At 41.3% G+C, this 18083-nt stretch carries 15 protein-coding genes; 9 read left to right on the forward strand and 6 right to left on the reverse strand.

Annotated elements, in window-relative coordinates; translation table 11 throughout:
• The first annotated feature begins 61 nt into the window (after positions 1–61).
• The 6 genes from BK009_RS11665 to BK009_RS11690 all read left to right on the forward strand — a co-directional run bounded on the left by BK009_RS11665 (position 62) and on the right by BK009_RS11690 (position 8091).
• Positions 62–1366, forward strand: a complete 1305-nt coding sequence (locus tag BK009_RS11665) for a prephenate dehydrogenase (protein ID WP_100907413.1) — start codon at positions 62–64, stop codon at positions 1364–1366.
• Positions 1367–1537: 171 nt separating this feature from the next.
• The gene (locus tag BK009_RS11670) at positions 1538–2584 is read left to right on the forward strand and encodes a ligand-gated ion channel (protein WP_157809734.1); all 1047 of its coding nucleotides are present in this window, start codon (positions 1538–1540) and stop codon (positions 2582–2584) included.
• Positions 2585–2770: 186 nt separating this feature from the next.
• The gene (locus BK009_RS11675; RefSeq protein ID WP_100909640.1) at positions 2771–4969 is read left to right on the forward strand and encodes a CDC48 family AAA ATPase; all 2199 of its coding nucleotides are present in this window, start codon (positions 2771–2773) and stop codon (positions 4967–4969) included.
• A gap of 256 nt (positions 4970–5225) precedes the next feature.
• Positions 5226–6479: an adenosylhomocysteinase gene (ahcY, locus tag BK009_RS11680; RefSeq protein WP_100904874.1), complete on the forward strand. Its 1254-nt coding sequence runs from the start codon at positions 5226–5228 to the stop codon at positions 6477–6479.
• 55 nt (positions 6480–6534) lie between these two features.
• Complete coding sequence (locus BK009_RS11685; RefSeq protein WP_236950990.1) at positions 6535–7371, forward strand: DUF2119 domain-containing protein; 837 nt, start codon at positions 6535–6537, stop codon at positions 7369–7371.
• A gap of 111 nt (positions 7372–7482) precedes the next feature.
• Positions 7483–8091: a DUF2119 domain-containing protein gene (locus tag BK009_RS11690; protein WP_100904873.1), complete on the forward strand. Its 609-nt coding sequence runs from the start codon at positions 7483–7485 to the stop codon at positions 8089–8091.
• Between the two features lie 85 nt (positions 8092–8176).
• On the opposite strand, the gene fen is transcribed toward BK009_RS11690, so the two are convergent.
• The 6 genes from fen to BK009_RS11720 form a co-directional block, all read right to left on the reverse strand.
• Entirely contained in the window at positions 8177–9163 is a 987-nt protein-coding gene (gene fen, locus BK009_RS11695) for a flap endonuclease-1 (RefSeq protein ID WP_100907416.1), read from the reverse strand.
• 120 nt (positions 9164–9283) lie between these two features.
• Positions 9284–9817: a chorismate--pyruvate lyase family protein gene (locus tag BK009_RS11700; RefSeq protein ID WP_100907417.1), complete on the reverse strand. Its 534-nt coding sequence runs from the start codon at positions 9815–9817 to the stop codon at positions 9284–9286.
• A gap of 2 nt (positions 9818–9819) precedes the next feature.
• Positions 9820–11064: a homoaconitase large subunit gene (hacA, locus tag BK009_RS11705; RefSeq protein WP_100907418.1), complete on the reverse strand. Its 1245-nt coding sequence runs from the start codon at positions 11062–11064 to the stop codon at positions 9820–9822.
• A 126-nt stretch (positions 11065–11190) separates the two neighbouring features.
• Positions 11191–12366 carry a homocitrate synthase family protein gene (locus BK009_RS11710; protein ID WP_100904869.1) on the reverse strand — a complete coding sequence of 392 codons (1176 nt, stop codon included), beginning with the start codon at positions 12364–12366 and terminating at the stop codon, positions 11191–11193.
• A 455-nt stretch (positions 12367–12821) separates the two neighbouring features.
• Positions 12822–13364 carry a class IV adenylate cyclase gene (cyaB, locus tag BK009_RS11715; protein ID WP_100904868.1) on the reverse strand — a complete coding sequence of 181 codons (543 nt, stop codon included), beginning with the start codon at positions 13362–13364 and terminating at the stop codon, positions 12822–12824.
• A gap of 54 nt (positions 13365–13418) precedes the next feature.
• A complete protein-coding gene (locus BK009_RS11720) occupies positions 13419–13823 on the reverse strand; it encodes a hypothetical protein (RefSeq protein ID WP_100904867.1) in 405 nt (134 codons plus the stop codon).
• A gap of 441 nt (positions 13824–14264) precedes the next feature.
• Here BK009_RS11720 and BK009_RS11725 point away from each other — a divergent pair, with 441 nt between their 5' ends.
• From BK009_RS11725 to BK009_RS11735, 3 genes are all read left to right on the forward strand, one after another.
• Positions 14265–14810 carry a TATA-box-binding protein gene (locus tag BK009_RS11725; RefSeq protein ID WP_100904866.1) on the forward strand — a complete coding sequence of 182 codons (546 nt, stop codon included), beginning with the start codon at positions 14265–14267 and terminating at the stop codon, positions 14808–14810.
• Between the two features lie 31 nt (positions 14811–14841).
• A complete protein-coding gene (gene serB, locus BK009_RS11730) occupies positions 14842–16329 on the forward strand; it encodes a phosphoserine phosphatase SerB (protein ID WP_100909641.1) in 1488 nt (495 codons plus the stop codon).
• Positions 16330–16481: 152 nt separating this feature from the next.
• Positions 16482–17891: an MFS transporter gene (locus BK009_RS11735; protein ID WP_100904864.1), complete on the forward strand. Its 1410-nt coding sequence runs from the start codon at positions 16482–16484 to the stop codon at positions 17889–17891.
• Positions 17892–18083: the final 192 nt, after the last annotated feature.

The following is an 18083-nucleotide window of genomic DNA, read 5'->3' on the forward strand; positions in this document are numbered from 1 at the left end:
AGTGGGAAAATTCAAAGTGGTATGAAAAATTTAATATCCTCCTCTAGCTATAGATAACCCTATGCACGTAGCGGTTATAGGCGGGACCCGTGGACTGGGAAACTGGATAGCTAACTTTCTTAAAAAGAAAGAATGTCAGGTTACTATAACTGGCAGAAACAATCTCATGGGTGAAGCCATAGCCAGTAAAATGAAGTTATCATACACTTCTGATAATGTGAAAGCCGTATCTCAAGCAGAGGTGGTGGTAGTGGCAGTTCCCATTGAAGTCACACCCCAAACCATAAAGGAAATAGCCCCCCACCTCCAGGAAGGATCTCTCTTGGTGGATGTAACTTCAGTCAAGGAAGTACCGGCCGAAATCATGCTTGAACATGCTCCGGAAGGGGTGGAAGTACTTCCCACCCACCCCATGTTCGGTCCCAGAATAAGATCCCTGGAGGGACAAGTAATAGTTCTAACTCCACATATAAAGGGAAAATGGTACCCTAAGGTGTTGAAATTCCTGGAATCTGAACAGGCACGTATCTTGGAGACTACTCCGGAAATTCACGACCGGATGATGAGTATTGTTCAGGGTTTGACCCATTTTGCCTACATTTGCATTGCCAGCACCATTGAAAGGATGGAAGTGGATATTAAAGAGTCTCGTAAGTTTTCCAGCCCCATTTACAATCTTATGCTGGATATGATAGCTAGGATCGTGGCTCAAAACCCCTACCTCTACTATTCTATCCAAACTCAGAATCGATACATTCACGAAGTTCATGAAACCTTCCTGGAAACATTTAATCATCTTAAATCATTGATAGATGATGAAAATCAGGAGGGTTTTGTGAAAGCAATGAGTTCGGCAGCCAAACACCTGGATGATCTTGAATCAGCTTTAGGAAGATCTGATAAGGCAATAACTGCCCTTAATGCGGAAGTAACTCACTTAAAAGAATCTATTGGTCAGGAAGTTGGTTTGAGGCACATGTACTCCCAGAAAATTCACATTGGAGTTCTGGAAGAATTAAATCCTGATTTTGTAATGTTGAAGGACAGGAATAAAATTATCCGGCTTAAACTTTCTAATGTGGAAGTTTTAACTGCAGAGGAAATTCGTCAATGGAAAACAGATAACATTCCTTTAAAAACATTTGATGTGTCTGTTATATTTCCAGAAAACTCTAAACCTGATTTGATTGCCAGGAATATTGAAAAAATTGAGGGCGTGGTTCAAGCTAAGGTCATAGATGTTTATCATGGTCAACAGATACCAGAAGGATGGATAAGCATTACCATAACCTACCAGGTTGTTGATTCCGAACTTAGAAGAGAAGTGGAAAATATATTAACCATATTTGGTGGTAAAATCAGATAATTTAAGACCAGTTTTTCTTTTTGAATAAACCTTTTTTTTGGAATCGATGAAAGCTAAATATAAAAAAATATTATAATTATTAATTCTATATTAGAGTTACCAAGAGTGTCTGGGGGGATTACAATTAAAGATAACCGCAAAATTTCTAAGTTTAAAGACTACTTGAAGGGTATGGGTCTTGTACGTGGATGGGTTATAATATTGATTGTTATTCTGGCTACTGTGGGGGGATCACTGATCTGGGTTACCTATCAAAACACAGCACAGGATTTTGTGAATATTGGAGAAGCCATCAATCCGGATGTGGTGGAAAGTGGTTTAACTGCTGAGGATTATCAGGATCCGGCTGCAGCTGAAAAAGTTACTGTGGGCATTTATTTGGATAGAATTAAATCCATGAATATAAAGGACAATCTATGGGCTGCTGATTTTTACATATGGTTTAAATGGAAGGGAGATTTAAATCCGGGTGATAGTTTCCAGATAATTGATGGGACTGTGTCAGATAAAGATGTCCAGCTCATTAAAAACGGAACTGTGGGTGATGAAAATTATGCGTTATACAAGGTTGCCGCAACCATCACCAAAAAATTCGACATGAACCGCTTCCCGGTAGATGATCAATTCTTAACCATTGTTGTTCAGGACACGACAGATCAAAGGGACAAGTTGATCTTTGTACCCGATAGGGAAGGGTCTTCTGTGGGGAACAATGTTAATGTCCCCGGTTATGGGATTAATTCATTTAACATGACTGAGAAGCCCTTCAGTTATAACTCAACCATGGGAGATCCTTCAGTTTCCAGTGGTATTTTCTCCCAGTTAAGAACGGGTATTCTGTTATCCCGGGAAGATAATACAGTCTTATTTGTATCACTCATTGGTATGTTCATTGCAGTATTGGCTGCTTTATCATCCCTTTTTATCATGTCATTCCAGGGACGTTTTTCCATGGAAGGAGCTTCCATGTTCGTGCTTATAACCAACATGGTTTTAGTTACAAATATGGTTCCTACTGGAGTTATAACTGTGGGACATTATGTGGCTTCTTTAGCCTTTTTCGTAGTGGCCATATGTTTAGTGGAGTCTGCCATATCCATACATTATAATAACCAGGGGGAAAAAGACTTGGCCCGAAGATTGGACATGGTTACGGCACCTATATTAGCGGTAGGATTTATAGCGATAGTTACTGCTATGATACTGGCTGCATGGTAATTATATTCATTTTTTTTCGTTTATTTCCAACATTCACAAGTTTAGATTAACCAAAACCTTTATATACTAGAATCTACAATGTTAAAGTAACATAAGTTAACTAAATACAAAAACGATTTATATTTATTTTTTAGGACATAAATTATTTTAATTCAAGCTATAAAAAAATATATAGGGGGATTTATCATTAAAAACGAAGAAATGAAACTAAAAGTAGCAGAAGCATTTTCACAAGCAGATGTTGGTCGATCCATAGCTAGAATAGACCCGGCATGCATGGAAAAGCTCGATCTCCTGGATGGAGATATGATCGAAATTGAAGGTCGAAAACTGACTGCCACCACAGTGGCCTCATCCCAATCAGACATAGGGCTGGGAATCATAAGGATAGATGGATACATCCGAAAAAATGCAGGAACATCCCTGGGAGAAGAAGTCACCGTAAGAAAAGCCCAGGTTAAAGAAGCACAGAAAGTGGTGCTGGCCCCGGTGGATCAGAAAATTATGATCAGGGGAGATGTTAAAGGAGCATTCCAGGGTAGAGTACTATCCAAAGGAGACATCATTGTAACCGGAATCCGGCAACAGCAACAAACCGCCATGCGGGGAAGTTTATTCGATGAATTCTTCAGGGACACCATGAGTGATGTGCGTCCTATGGGTGAATTAAAACTGGCTGTAGTGTCCACCAAACCAGCCGGAGCAGTTAAAATCGCCGAAATGAGTGAAGTGGAAGTACAAACCGATCCAGTGGACATATCTAAACTGGAAGGAGTAAAAACCCTGGTAGATGTTACTTACGAAGACATAGGTGGCCTCAAAGAAGAAGTGAAGAAAGTCAGGGAAATGATAGAAATACCCCTGAAAAGACCCGAACTCTTCGAAAGACTGGGAATATCACCACCTAAAGGAGTCCTGATGCACGGACCACCAGGTACTGGTAAAACCCTACTGGCCAAGGCAGTGGCCAATGAAAGTGATGCCCACTTCATTGCCATACAGGGACCCGAGATCATGAGCAAATACGTGGGTGGATCCGAAGAAAAACTACGAGAATTCTTCGAAGAAGCAGAAGAAAACGCCCCATCCATAGTATTCATAGATGAAATCGATGCCATCGCCCCTAAACGGGAGGAAGTATCTGGAGAAACCGAAAGACGCGTAGTTGCCCAGCTCCTGACTCTGATGGATGGTCTTAAAAGCAGAGGTCAAGTGGTAGTAATCGGTGCCACCAACCGGCCCGACGCCCTGGACTCAGCCCTACGACGTGGAGGACGATTCGACAGGGAAATAGAAATTGGAGTACCAGACAAGGACGGACGTAGAGAAGTGCTCCAGATACACACCAGGGGAATGCCCCTGGATGAGAAAGTGGATCTTGATGAAATAGCAGACACCACCCACGGTTTTGTGGGCGCAGACCTGGAAATGCTCTGTAAAGAAGCAGCCATGAGAGTCCTGCGCAGGGTACTCCCCGACATTAAAGCCGACGAGGAAATACCCAAAGAAACCCTCAAAAAGATGATCATCAAGAAAACCGACTTCAAAGAAGCCTTAAAAGAAATCCAACCCTCCGCACTCCGTGAAGTCCTGGTACAGGTGCCTGATATCAAATGGGATGACATCGGAGGCCTTGAAAATGCCAAACAAGAACTCAAAGAAGCAGTGGAATGGCCTCTTAAATATCCGGAAAGTTTCGACAAGTTCGGAGTCACACCCCCACGTGGTGTGTTAATATACGGACCACCAGGTACTGGTAAAACCCTACTGGCCAAGGCAGTGGCCAATGAAAGTAAAGCCAATTTCATAGCTGTTAAAGGACCAGAATTACTCTCCAAATGGGTGGGTGAATCTGAAAAAGGTGTAAGGGAAGTATTCCGAAAAGCCAGACAAACCGCACCAACAGTGATCTTCTTCGACGAAATAGACAGCATAGCCTCCGCCCGATCCGGTTCCAGCACCGACAGCGGAGTCACCCAGAGGGTGGTAAACCAGTTACTCACGGAAATCGATGGATTGGAAGAACTTCAGGACGTGGCAGTAATCGCCGCCACCAACCGGGTGGACATCATGGACCCTGCCCTACTCAGGCCCGGTCGATTTGACCGCCACGTGAAGGTGGATGACCCTGATGAGGCAGCCAGACTGGCAATATTCAAGGTACACACCAAAAATATGCCACTGGCCGATGACGTGGACCTGGACTACCTGGCCAAAAACACCCAAAAATACGTGGGTGCTGATATCGAGGCAGTTTGTCGGGAAGCAGTCATGTTAACCATGAGAGATGACCTTAAGGCCGAAACCGTGAAGATGAAATACTTCAAAAAAGCCATGAAAAAGGTCAAAACTGAGGAAAAAACAGACATGGTCCAGTACCACTAGACTTACCCATGAAAACCCCCATATCATAAACCCCAAAAATTGGAGAAGACTCCCATACTTGGAGCCTTCTCCTTTTTTTTATTATTTAACCTATTTTAACCACTTATTTTCTTCTTATTTTTTACCTGTTAATTAGTATAAGTGTAATATTATCAAATTTAACAGAGAGACTTAATTATATAGGAATAGAGAATTAACATCTATAATCTAAACATATTTTTTTAGTATTCATGACAAGGATATAACGGTGACTAACATGCCTTATAAAGTAAAAGATATAGAATTAGCCCCTCAGGGTAAAAAGAAGATTGCATGGGTTCAAAGACACATGCCAGTCCTGGAAACCATTAAAAAACGTTTCGAAAAAGAAAAACCCTTTGAAGGAATCACCATTGGCTCCTGCCTGCACCTGGAACCCAAAACCATCAACCTGGGTTTAACACTCCAGGCCGGAGGGGCAGAAGTGGTAATGACTGGTTGCAATCCACTCTCAACCCAGGATGACGCTACTGCCGCCGGTGCCAGTTTAGGACTTAACATGTACGGTTGGAGGGAGCAAACCAACGAAGAATACTACCAAACCATCAACATGGTTCTGGATCATAAGCCCGAAATCATAATCGATGACGGAGCGGACATGATATTCATGATCCACCGGAAAAGAAGGGATGTCCTGAATAAGATCAAGGGGGCCTGTGAGGAGACCACCACTGGAATTCACCGCCTGAAATCCATGCATGCAGACGGGGCTCTTGAATTCCCGGTAATAGCCGTTAACGATGCTTACACCAAATACCTCTTTGACAACCGTTATGGGACAGGACAATCAACCTTTGACTCCATAATGGGATCCACCAACATGTTAATAGCCGGAAAAAACGTGGTTGTCTGCGGATACGGATGGTGTGGTCGGGGAATAGCCATGCGCGCCCATGGATTAGGAGCTAACGTAATTGTAACCGAAGTTGATCCAATAAGGGCATTAGAGGCACGTATGGATGGATACCGGGTCATGACAGTCCGTGAAGCAGTCAAACATGCTGACATCCTGGTCACGGCCACTGGGAACATCGATGTTGTCTCCGGGGATGATTTTAAGGTAATGAAGGATGGCTGTGTAATGGCCAACTCCGGTCACTTCAACGTGGAAATTAACCGGCAAGACCTGGATCAGATGGCTGTAAAACAGGGAAATATGAAAGCAGACATTGAAGAATTCGTAATGGACGACGGCCGGACAATATACCTACTAGCTGAAGGAAGATTGGTTAACCTTGCCGGTGAAAGGGGACAGGGACACCCTGCTGAGATTATGGATCTAAGCTTTGCCATGCAGGCATTATCTGCTGAAAAACTGGTGAAAACACAGATGGAAGTAGGGGTGCATAAAACCGATGATGAAGCAGACATGCACGTGGCACGGCTGAAATTAAAAGCCATGGGCATTGAAATTGATGATCTAAGCGAAAGACAGGTTGATTACCTGGAAGGATGGGAAGAAGGAACATAACTTCTTAAGGGTGTGAAGAAGGGAACTTCCTGTACAAAAAAATTTAGGAACTAATATGGAACCTAATAAAATGGAAGTAAATTTTTTAAAAGAAATAGGTGTGAATAATGGAACTTCACGCCTGTTTGTAGGTGGAGTGCATGGGAAGGAAGGTTTAAGCACCATAAACGCCATCCATATGGCTGAAAATATCACAATCAATGGGGGAACCTTGTTGTTGTGTAATCTTCCTCCCAGCCCCTACCTGAGCACCCTGGACCCCCTTTACTACCTTTCCCTTGCCGGTAGCAAACTCCTAGCTCTGGTAATGAAGAATCAACCAGAGATATACTTGGAACTGCACTGCTACCATCCTGAAAACTATACTAAACTCACCAGGCAAGATAGGAAAGAGAAATTTGGAGTTCCTGGTCTGATGGAACTTAAAAATGGGGTGTTAATAGGTTCTGTTTCTCCACTAATTCGTTCCACTTTTTTTGATCTAAATGATTTTCCTTTTACCCTGGAAATGCCATGTAACCCCTCTGAAGAATCACTGCAAACTTGTCTGGAAGTTATGGAAATAATTGCCGGGTCCGGTAGCCGTGAAGAGATAATGGAAAGGTTAAGCCGGGTGTACCCACAGCAGGTTGAAACTTTGGACAGTTATTTTAAGGAATTTTCCCGGAACTTCCACTCTGCATTCGAGAAAATTAAACAAAGATCACTAAAAACCCCTTTGAAAGATTATCAGGACCTTGAAAAGCTGATAAATGATGTTGTGAGTGAAGGGAATTATGATCTTAACCCGGTCCAGATAAAACAGTTAGAAGGAGCATTTCTAATTTTCAAGGAGTATAGCTCGTTTAACTCATGTAAATTTTGTAATACAAAAATTAGACCAGAAATCTAAGAAAAAAATGGAAATATTAGTGGATAGCTCCTTCTAAGAAATATTTCCTTAGCAATATTACCTAAAACTAGGTTTATTTATCTAAAACACCAGGTTTTCAAGGTGAAGGATATGGCTTACTTTAAAATAATTAATAAAGGAAAGGGTATTAACCGGCTTTTCATTGGAGGAGTACATGGAAAGGAAGGTTTAAGCACCATCAAAGCCCTCCAGGAGATCCAGGAGGATGATGTGGATGAAGGTAAACTTACCATCCATAACTGTGACGAAAGTCCCTACCTGAGCACCTTGAACCCTCTTTACTACAAGTCTGAAGTGGGTAAAGAAGTCCTGTACCTGATTAACTACTACCAACCTCAAATATATGTGGAAGCACATTGTTATAAAAAAGAAAGCTACCCTAAACTGATTGCTCCTGGGAGAAGAACTGAAGAAGGGGTTCCACCACTAATTGAACTTGAAAAAGGAGTACTGATCGGTTCTGCATCCCCTAACATCAGAACCACCCTTTTTAAAAAGGATGATGTGTGCATAACACTGGAAATGCCATGTAATCCTTCTTATGATTCTCTGGATGTTTACGTGAAGGTTTTAAGGATTCTGGCTGCCAGCAGAAACCGGGGTGATCTGGAAAAGAGAATGAAAGAAATTTACCCTGTCCAAGTGGAAACAGCACGCAGGTACGCCCGAGAATTTTTCGGAGACTACCCTCCATTTTAGGAATAATATAATCTACCTTTTAAATACATTCTAATAATTGGCGAGCGCAGTTACTTAGATTTATCATTAAAGAATGAATAGTTTCTTAAAACCACTGTTCCAAACTACTCTGGGTGGTTTGCAGCTTTTTAAGTTTATCCAATGCACTTAAAACTCTGCTTTCTGAAAAATCATGTTCTCCACAGAGGAAGTCAACGATTTGCTTCTGGTCTGCTTTCTGCCATTTCAATTCATAATCTGAGTCCACTTCGTGGTTGAGGAACATGTTCCTGAGTATGGTGGGATCAACATCCAGTTCAATATCCAGTTTTTCCAGTATTTGATAGATGTCACCGTGTTCTTTAATGAGTTTCAAACCCTTTTTTGCTCCAATTCCCTTGATCCCCTGGTTAAAATCGGTACCAACCATGATTGCCATGTCCACCAGTTGCTCACGGGTTACACCCAGGTTTCCCAGAACCTTATCCAGTTCGATTAGTTCGGGATTGGTCTGACTTCCGCTGATGGTTAAATTTTTAACCATGCGGGGTGCTCCGAATAACATGCAGTCATAGTCCTGGGAGGCAACGCACCATGCATCTCCACGGGCCACCATGTATGATGCCTGGGCCTCACCTTCTCCTTTAGCCTGGATATATGGGATTCCCATGAGTTTAATTAGTTTCTTGGAGCCTTCAACGATTTCTGGAGACATGCGGGATGATCTAACTGCAAACTTCCGGGCATCATCTAAACGTCCCTCCTCAAGGGCTTCCTTCCATTTTCGCTCTGATTCTTCCTTTATCTCTTTTCTTTTTTGTTGTGTTTCCTTTTTAAGAGCACTGGACTGACCATCAAAAACGTAGATTGGTTTAATCCCCTTTTCTACCAGGGCGGATGTGCGGTATAGAATTCCACTAAAATGTGAAGTGACCCTCCCATTCTGGTCCTTTAAGGGGGTGCCGTCCAGCTGGCGAATACTGGAAAGAAACTGATAAATAACATTGGCAGCATCAAGAGCCACTATTTTCCCGTCAAGGTCTTCAAATCTAATTTCCTCTGGTGATACTATGTCTTTGAACTTAACACCCATTTTAATCCAACCCGGTTATGATTCTAATCGTATTTATTCATTATTTCCTTTAAGTTCCAATTAATCCGACTTTCAATAGTCTATGGGCTAAAACTAAATAAATGATGGGGAAAAAATGATTCAATCTTTAAACAGGGTGTGGGGAAATGTTTCCATTAACCAGATGAGTACCTGATCTTTGTGGATTATGTTATAGGTCCTCCTTAACATAGGGGCTTTGGTTTTAAAGATCTCCACCATCTCTGGCTCTGGTTTCTCCAGTGAAACAGTCTTTATCTCCCTGCGGGATTCTATATCATGTTTACGTAGAATTCGACCAATGGGAATATCCGCCCGGATCAGATCCTCCTTGAAATCATTGTCCAATCTTTCCAGTGGTATCATGGAAACTGCGTATATTAGGGGTTCTTCCCCTTCAATAACCACCACTCGATAGTTGATGGTGTCACCCACTTGGATATTTAGGAGGGAGGCGGCTTCTTCATCCGCTTCCCGGAACTCCTGAACCAGGGTTCTGATGTTCACGTGTCCCTTGAGCACGTCCAAAATAGTAGTTACCGAGCCATCAGTAGCTAAGAGTATTTTCTGAGCACTGGAAAGACTCCCTAACTCTTTTTCGATCTGTTTTATTCCTTCAAAGATTTTTGGGTCCATAGTTATTCACTGGGGTTTCTTATTTCACCGTGAATGGCAGAGTAAGCCACCACTGCGGGGTTAGCCAGGTACACCTCCGATAGGGGGTCACCCATGCGGCCCACAAAGTTGCGGTTAGTGGTGGAGATGCACACCTCCCCTGCAGTTAAAACACCCATATGGGCACCTAAACATGGCCCACATCCAGGGTTTATTATTATGGCTCCTGCTTCCAGGAAAGTATCAATAATTCCTTCAGCTATTGCCGATTGATAAATTCGGCGAGATGCCGGTGACACGATGAGTCTAACATCAGGATGAACTTTCTCATTTTCCAAAACATGGGCCGCCAGGCGCAGGTCTTCCAGCCGACCGTTGGTACAGGAACCAATGAAGGCCTGGTCAATTGATTCTCCTGAAACCTGGGAAACTGGGTGAACATTATCCACATTATGGGGGCATGCTACCTGTGGTTCCAGGTCATTGGCCTGGAAATGGTAAGATTTTTCATAAACAGAATCTTCATCAGAGGTGAATATATGGAAATCCCTCACATTAAGTTCCTTTAAATATTTCAAAGTGGCAGGGTTGGGTTCCATTATCCCGTTTTTAGCACCTGCTTCTATGGCCATGTTGCACATGGTCATGCGCCCTGATACATCCATGTTATCAACTGTGTTCCCACAGAATTCCAGGGACTTATAAGTAGCCCCATAGGAACCGATAGTGCCAATAATATGGAGAATCAGATCTTTGGCGGTAACATTTTCCCCTAATATTCCATTCACTTCGATCTGCAATGCTCCGGGGACCATGAACCAGGTTTTTCCAGTGGCATACACCACTGCCATGTCGGTAGCACCCATCCCGGTGGCGAATGCCCCGAAGGCTCCGTAAGTGCAAGTATGGGAATCAGCACCAACCACCACAGTACCGGGTTTGATAAAACCCTCTTCTGGAAGTAACTGATGACATATTCCTTCTCCATGGTTGTAAATATTCTTTATTTGCTGTTTTACAGCAAAATCTTTAGTTATTCTCTGGAACTCGGCTGATCCGATGGTATTTGCAGGTACATTATGGTCATAGACCAGAACGATCTTATCTGCGTCCCAGACTTTGCTGGCTATTTTATTGAAGGTGTTGATGGTGGGGGGTGAGGTTCCATCATGGCTCATGGCCAGATCTACCCTTGCCTCAATTATATCTCCCGGCTGAACCTCTTTTGCGCCCGAAGCATTAGCCAGTATTTTTTCAGTGATATTCATGGATAAAACATCCTTATCATATTCAAATATGGATTATTACTTGTTTTATTTTGAGATTAAATCCAGTAAATATTTTATTCTGTTTATGGGTGTTTCTAATCTTTATGGGGTGAAAAAATATTATATTTAAAATTCAAATGGTCCTCGCACTGAACGTACGATATCATTGAAGATGTTATCGTTGATGTATTTTCCTTTTTCCCGTTTTTCCTTTACTATTTCCACGATTTTACATAGTTCATCCCGGGTAACATCAATTCCACATTCATCAAGTTTGGCTTTAACTGCCCGGCATCCGGAGTGCTTGCCCAGCACTATCCGGCGCTGGTGACCGATAAGTTCAGGGAGGAATGGTTCATAGGTTAATGGTTCTTCAATAACCGCATCCACATGTATTCCAGATTCATGCCGGAACACGTTTTTACCAACAATAGGTTTGTTATCTGGAACTTTCATGTTGGTAAGTTCTTCAACCATCTGGGAAAGCTCATAAAACACACCGATATTGAAATCCAGGTCAACTCCGTAGATAAGGAGAAGGGTCATCACCAGTTCCTCCAGGGAAGTGTTACCTGCTCTTTCACCAATACCATTCACTGTAGTGGAAACTGCACTGGCACCTGCCAGTAAACCGGCAATACTATTGGAAAGAGCCATTCCAAAATCATTGTGGCAGTGTAAAGCTATTTCAATATCTATCTCTTTTTTTAACTCACCAACCAGATATCCCATACCTTGGGGACTTATTGCACCCACTGTATCAGCTATGTGTACCCGATCAGCACCATAACTCTGGGCTCTCTTGTAGATATTCTTCAGAAAGTCAAGATCAGTTCGGGTGGCATCCTCAGCTGAAAAGGCCACAAAAAGACCGTGTTCCTTGGCATATTCAATGGAGTTCATACAGATGTTCAGGGCGTCTTCCTGGCTTACTTTAAGTTTATGTTTCAGGTGAAGGGCTGAAGTGCCTAGAAACGTGATTATACCATCCACATTGCAATCCAGTGCTGTGTCAATATCTTCTTTCTTGGTACGGCATAGGGCTAAAATCTGAGCATCCAGGTTTTCGCCTGCAATGGCTTTCACTGAACGTTTTTCTTCATGGGAAACCACAGGAAAACCTGCTTCAATCTGGTGTAATCTCAGTTCATCGAGTTTACGTGCTATCTTAAGTTTTTCGGGTGTTCTTAGGCATACACCAGGTGTTTGTTCACCATCCCGGAGTGTAGTGTCATAAACAGTGATGTTTTCAGGGAATTTTAAATCAACTGACTGGTTATAGGGACTCACGAAATATTTCAAAACATTACCACCTGTTTTTATCGATAAATAAGTTAAATATAATATGTTAAATCTAATGGAGAAATCTAATGGACTTGTATGTTTTTTCTGTTTAGAAAATTTCCATAATTTATTTGTTAATCAATGGGGTATATCCATAGATTATCTTGGATCATTATTATTTAAATATAAATGAACTTTTCGTTTTCATCAGCAATTCAGTCGGCGAGCAATTTCCGACTGCCGGTGAACTAGATGTAGGGTCTGGCTTAACCCTAAAGGTCATTGTCTGTAAAAACAATCTTTTTAAGGATAATTTTTAAATTAAACTATTTACCGGAATTTAAATTCACTGATAAATGCTATTCGATCTTTCATTAATTAATTGGAGCTATTATTTGGAATTTTTAGTTGGAGTAACAATGAATTTTCTTATATCTCATTATTCCCGCAAATATTCATTTCACTGTGTAATCTTAATGAATCTCCATCAGTTCCAGATAAGATCTTCTTTCAAAACCATCTTCTATCCCTATTTTAGAGTAGGTGGCGAAGATCTCATCCAGTGCTTCCTGGGTATCTTTACCCTCTTCCATTTCCTTTTCAATCTCCATAAATCTACCCACACCATGAACTTCATCCAGGGTTATAATCAGATCTTCTAGGGTGTAAATAATTCGGTTCTTTTTAACTGTTGCCACAGGACGGAAACTGAGACTTTGAAAAATATCCGCCACTTTTAAAGAATCTTCCACACCCACTTCCACTTCTTTCCGGGTTTTACTAATTTCATCCATCTTAGCACCCTTGTAAGTGATGAAGATTTTTTTGGAGGTTTCATCCATGACCTTCCTTATTCTGAGGGCCTCATCAGTTTTGGCGAAGTCCCGGTGTGGAGCGTTAAAATAAAGATCTTCCTGAAATTCCTCTTTAACTCTGCGTGCACCAATTTCAATCAGTTTTTCTTCCAGAACACCCTTATCTTGAGGTACATGGGCTTTAACTTCCACTTCGATCATGTTAAACTCCTTTTTGTGGTGCTTAAAAATTTAATTGATTATATAAATCCAAAATTATCCTACTCTTCTTTCTATTGAATTTCGTATATAAATTCGGGCATCTTCAATTTGAGTTAAATAATTATCTACCATAGTCTCGATAATTTCATAAGACTTTATTTTGGTGTTTCTCTTTTTTAAAATGGATTTTTTCTTTTTAATTCTCTTTTGAACTTCTTTTGAACTTCTTTTGGAGGTTTCTTCTGGTGAAGGTTCCAATTCCTTTATCAAAAGCAGATATTCTTTTCTAATATTCCTTATATCGGTGCGAATGTTATGCCGCATCTTTTTTAAAATATTTTCATACTCTTCCAATTCATTAAGGGTTTGCATGGCCTCTTCAATGGTTGAAACATCTATTTCCATTCCGTCAATTCCAATTTCATCGAGTTGTTGTTGGTATACTTTGGGACCAAACATAATTACTCCTCACCACAGGGATGAATCCAATAAAAATATATATCAATTCTTAGATGGTATTATATCCAATATTATTTAATATGTTTAGTTTGGCTAGGGGACCATAGGTTTATTAATGTGAATTATTTTACACATGTTTAAGAAAAACTTATTAATTCTATTCTGTCCAAGCTTTACAGCAGAGAATTGAGCTATGAATTTTCAGGGGTAAAATATATCATCAATAGAATTTTTCAATAACCAAAATCAGGAAACTAATATATATAGTCATGAACAAATCTAGATGATAAGTGAGATTAATGAGTCTTTTTATAAAAAATTGGTAGTATAAAACTAACTATTTTTATGTCCAATTCACGGTCATTTATATAATTTATATAAAGCCTTTTATAAAAGAATAAAAAGCACATGGTTATACAAACAACCATGGGAGGATGTTAGATGACAAAAGTTGAAATCAAAGTGGAGAACATAGTGGCTTCCGCAACGCTCGGAAAGTCCGTAGACCTTCCCCAAGTCGCACCAGCGCTGGAAGGTGTAGAATATAATCTTGAACAATTCCCAGGATTAGTCTACAAACTTAAAGAACCTAAAACCGCAGCCCTCATATTCGGATCCGGTAAATTGGTGTGCACCGGAGCCAAGTCCATAGAGGACTCTAAGAAGGCTATACACATAGCAGTAGACAAGATGCGCACCCTTGACCCTGATATACCCCACGAATTCGAAATAAAAGTCCAAAACATAGTTGCTTCTGCAAATTTAGAAAAAACTCTCAATTTGGAGGCAGTAGCCCTGGACTTAGAAAACACAGAGTACGAACCTGAACAATTCCCTGGATTGGTTTACCGATTGGGTGAACCTAAAGTAGTATTACTATTATTCGGGTCTGGAAAGGTAGTATGTACCGGTGCAAAAACAATAACAGACGCACAACTTGGTGTAGAAAAAACGAAAGAAAGGTTATCTGAATTAGATTTATTATAATTCATCTTTTTAAGTAGTATTTGGTGATCTTTTGATTAAACTTATCGCATTTGATCTTGATAACGTCCTAATTGACGGTGAAGTCATAGACGAGATGGCAAAATTGACTGGAGTAGAAGAAGAAATTTCCAAAATAACCAGTCAAGCAATGGAAGGAAAAATAGATTTTGGAACAGCCCTGAAACAAAGAGTTTCACTCTTGAAAGGAGCACCTGTTGAAGATATCAACAAGGTAATGCTGGAAATTCCCCTTATGGAAGGGGCAAAAGACAGCGTTAAAGAGCTCAAAAAGAGGGGTTACAAAATAGCAACCATAACTGGCAGTTTTGATTGTATTGCCCAGCGCATGAAAGACGAACTTGACCTGGACTATGTGTATTCCAACACACTCCAGGAAGAAGATGGTGTTTTAACCGGTGAAGTAACCGGTCCGCTGATAGATGGCTCTAAAAAAGAAATTCTTCAGGAACTGATGAAACTGGAAAAACTATCAGCTGAAGAATGTGCTGCAGTGGGTGATGGTGCCAATGATGTTTCCATGCTGGAAGAAGCAGGTCTAGGAATAGCATTCAACGCTAAACCAGTCCTAAAAGAAATAGCCGACGTCATCGTTGAGAAAAAGGACCTAAAAGAGTTACTGGAAATATTTGATGAAGGTTCAGAAAAAGCTTCCAAAAAGGCAGAAGAAGAGCCTAAGGAGAGCTTCCCTGAACTTTTATCCAAGAAAAAGGATCTGGAAAAGACCCTCAAAGAACTCACAACTAAAAGGGACAAGCTAAATGATGAGGCTAAAGTCTTCCGTCAGGAACGTGACGAACTTAACTCCCAAATAAGAGGAAACCTGGATAATGCCCTGAAATACAGGGATGAAAGGGATCAGATTAACCAGGAAGTTAAGAAGTACAAAAAACTACGGGATGAAGCCCATCAGGCCTACAAGAAAATGGAATGGACTTCCGGAAGAAGGGAAGCTGTCCAGATTGAGGATGAAATAAAACGTCTGGAAAAAACCATTGAAACCCGAGTTCTGGACATCCGAAAAGAAAATGAACTGGTTAAAAAGGTTACGGATCTTCGTAAAAAGCTTCAAGGTATGCAAGAAGACGAAGAAAGTCGTAGTGAAGCTTTAAAACACAAAGAAGTTTCTGAAGGCCATCATGCTAAAGTGGTGGAGTTATCGGACCAGGCACAGGAAACCCACGAGAAAATGCTGGAATACTTCCGCAACATCGATGAAATCCGTAACCAGGCAGATGCCGCCCACCAAAAGTTCATAGAAACCCGGGAAAACGCAAACAAAGTCCATGACGAGGTTAAAGCCACCTTTGGTAAAATAAGGAAAGCCAACAAAGGTATGGACCGAGTTAAAGCCAAGGAACGAAGTGCCGAAGATGAAATCGTGCGTAAGAAAAACTCTGAGGAAAAGGAGAAAGCCGAGGAAATCTACCGTAAGTTCCTAGAGGGTAAAAAAGTTTCCACCGAGGAATTACTCCTCTTACAGAAACACAACATTGTCTGAGTTTGCCTCAGACACATCCTCCCCTATTTTTTTTTTATTTTTTTGTGAATTTTTTTTATTAATACTTATCTACCAGTTTAAAACAATTAGTATTATTATTTATTAATCCAAATTTATAATGGATTTTTAGAAATATAAGGTCTGGTGAATTAATGACCCCTAATGTTAGCACCCCTATAGTTAGTAATGATATTAAAATCGCTGCACTTTTAGCAGCTACCATAGCTTCATTTTTCACACCTTTCATGGGTTCATCAGTGAACATAGCCCTGCCCTCCATTGGACTGGACTTCGGTGCAGATGCTATAATCTTGAACTGGGTAACTAACGGATTCTTGCTGGCAGCAGCCATATTCGCAGTACCATTCGGCCGAGTGGCGGATATCCATGGTATGAAGAAGATATTCACTTATGGTATCATCCTGTTTACTGTGGCTTCACTGTTATGCGCACTATCTCCCACTGCTTATACTCTGATTGGTTCAAGGATACTTCAGGGTATTGGTTCGGCAATGATCTTTGTAACTGGACTGGCCATAATCAGTTCAGTCTACCCGCCCCATCACCGTGGAAAGGCCATTGGAATTAACGTAGCCGCAGTTTACGTTGGATTATCATTCGGCCCAGTTTTAGGGGGGTTGATGACCCAGTACTTAGGTTGGAGAAGTCTATTTTTATTGATGATACCATTCGGGCTGCTGGTTACCGCCATTGTATTCTGGAAACTCAATGATGAATGGGCTGCATCCCGGGGAGAAAAATTTGACTATGTGGGTTCCATACTCTACAGTTTAATGCTGTTCCTGGTGATGTACGGGTTCTCTAGCTTACCACAGATAGACGGATGGGCCATGCTAATACTGGGAATCGTGGGATTTGTTGCATTTATTAGATGGGAACTCAAGGCTAAAAGTCCAGTATTCAATGTCAGATTGTTCAAAAACACTGCATTCACCTTCTCCAGCTTAGCAGCACTTATAAATTACAGTGCCACGTTCGCTGTAACTTTACTTCTGAGTTACTACTTGCAATTCATTAAAGGGCTGGAACCACAGGCCGCCGGACTTATCCTGGTGGCTCAGCCCATAATCATGGCCATTACCGCTCCAATTGCCGGTAGGATGTCGGACCGTTTCGATGCCCGGCTCATTGCCACCACGGGTATGGCCACTGTTACCTTGGCCCTCTTCACCTTAACCTTCATCGACGGTAACACTCCCCTCAATGATATAATCATAGGATTGGGAGTTCTGGGACTGGGATTCGGACTCTTCTCATCCCCCAACACCAACGTGATCATGGGATCAGTGGAGCGCAGATTCTACGGAGTGGCCTCAGCCACAGTGAGCACTATGAGACTCATAGGCCAGACCATGAGTATTGGAATAGCCACCCTGGTCTTTTCATTATTTATTGGAAGGGTTCAGCTAACTCCTGACCAGTACCCCGCGTTACTGGAAAGTATACAGCTCTGTTTCGTTGTATTCACTGCCCTGTGTTTTATAGGGGTCTTTGTATCCTGGTGGAGAGGGGAAAAGAAAGATGTGGAGAATGGTGGCTGAAGATGACCAAACATCTTCCCCACTTTTTTTATCAAATCCAATAAGACCAAAAATTGTATTTACCTATTCTCTCAAATCCCCCTTTTAACATGAAAATTAACTACTCTAAAATTGGACTAACCTTAAACCTAATTGGAGTTGCCCTTTTCATTATCAATGCATTAGATGTTTACTTAGGACATGGCTGGACAC

The sequence above is a fragment of the Methanobacterium subterraneum genome, assembly GCF_002813695.1.
Lineage (GTDB): Archaea > Methanobacteriota > Methanobacteria > Methanobacteriales > Methanobacteriaceae > Methanobacterium > Methanobacterium subterraneum.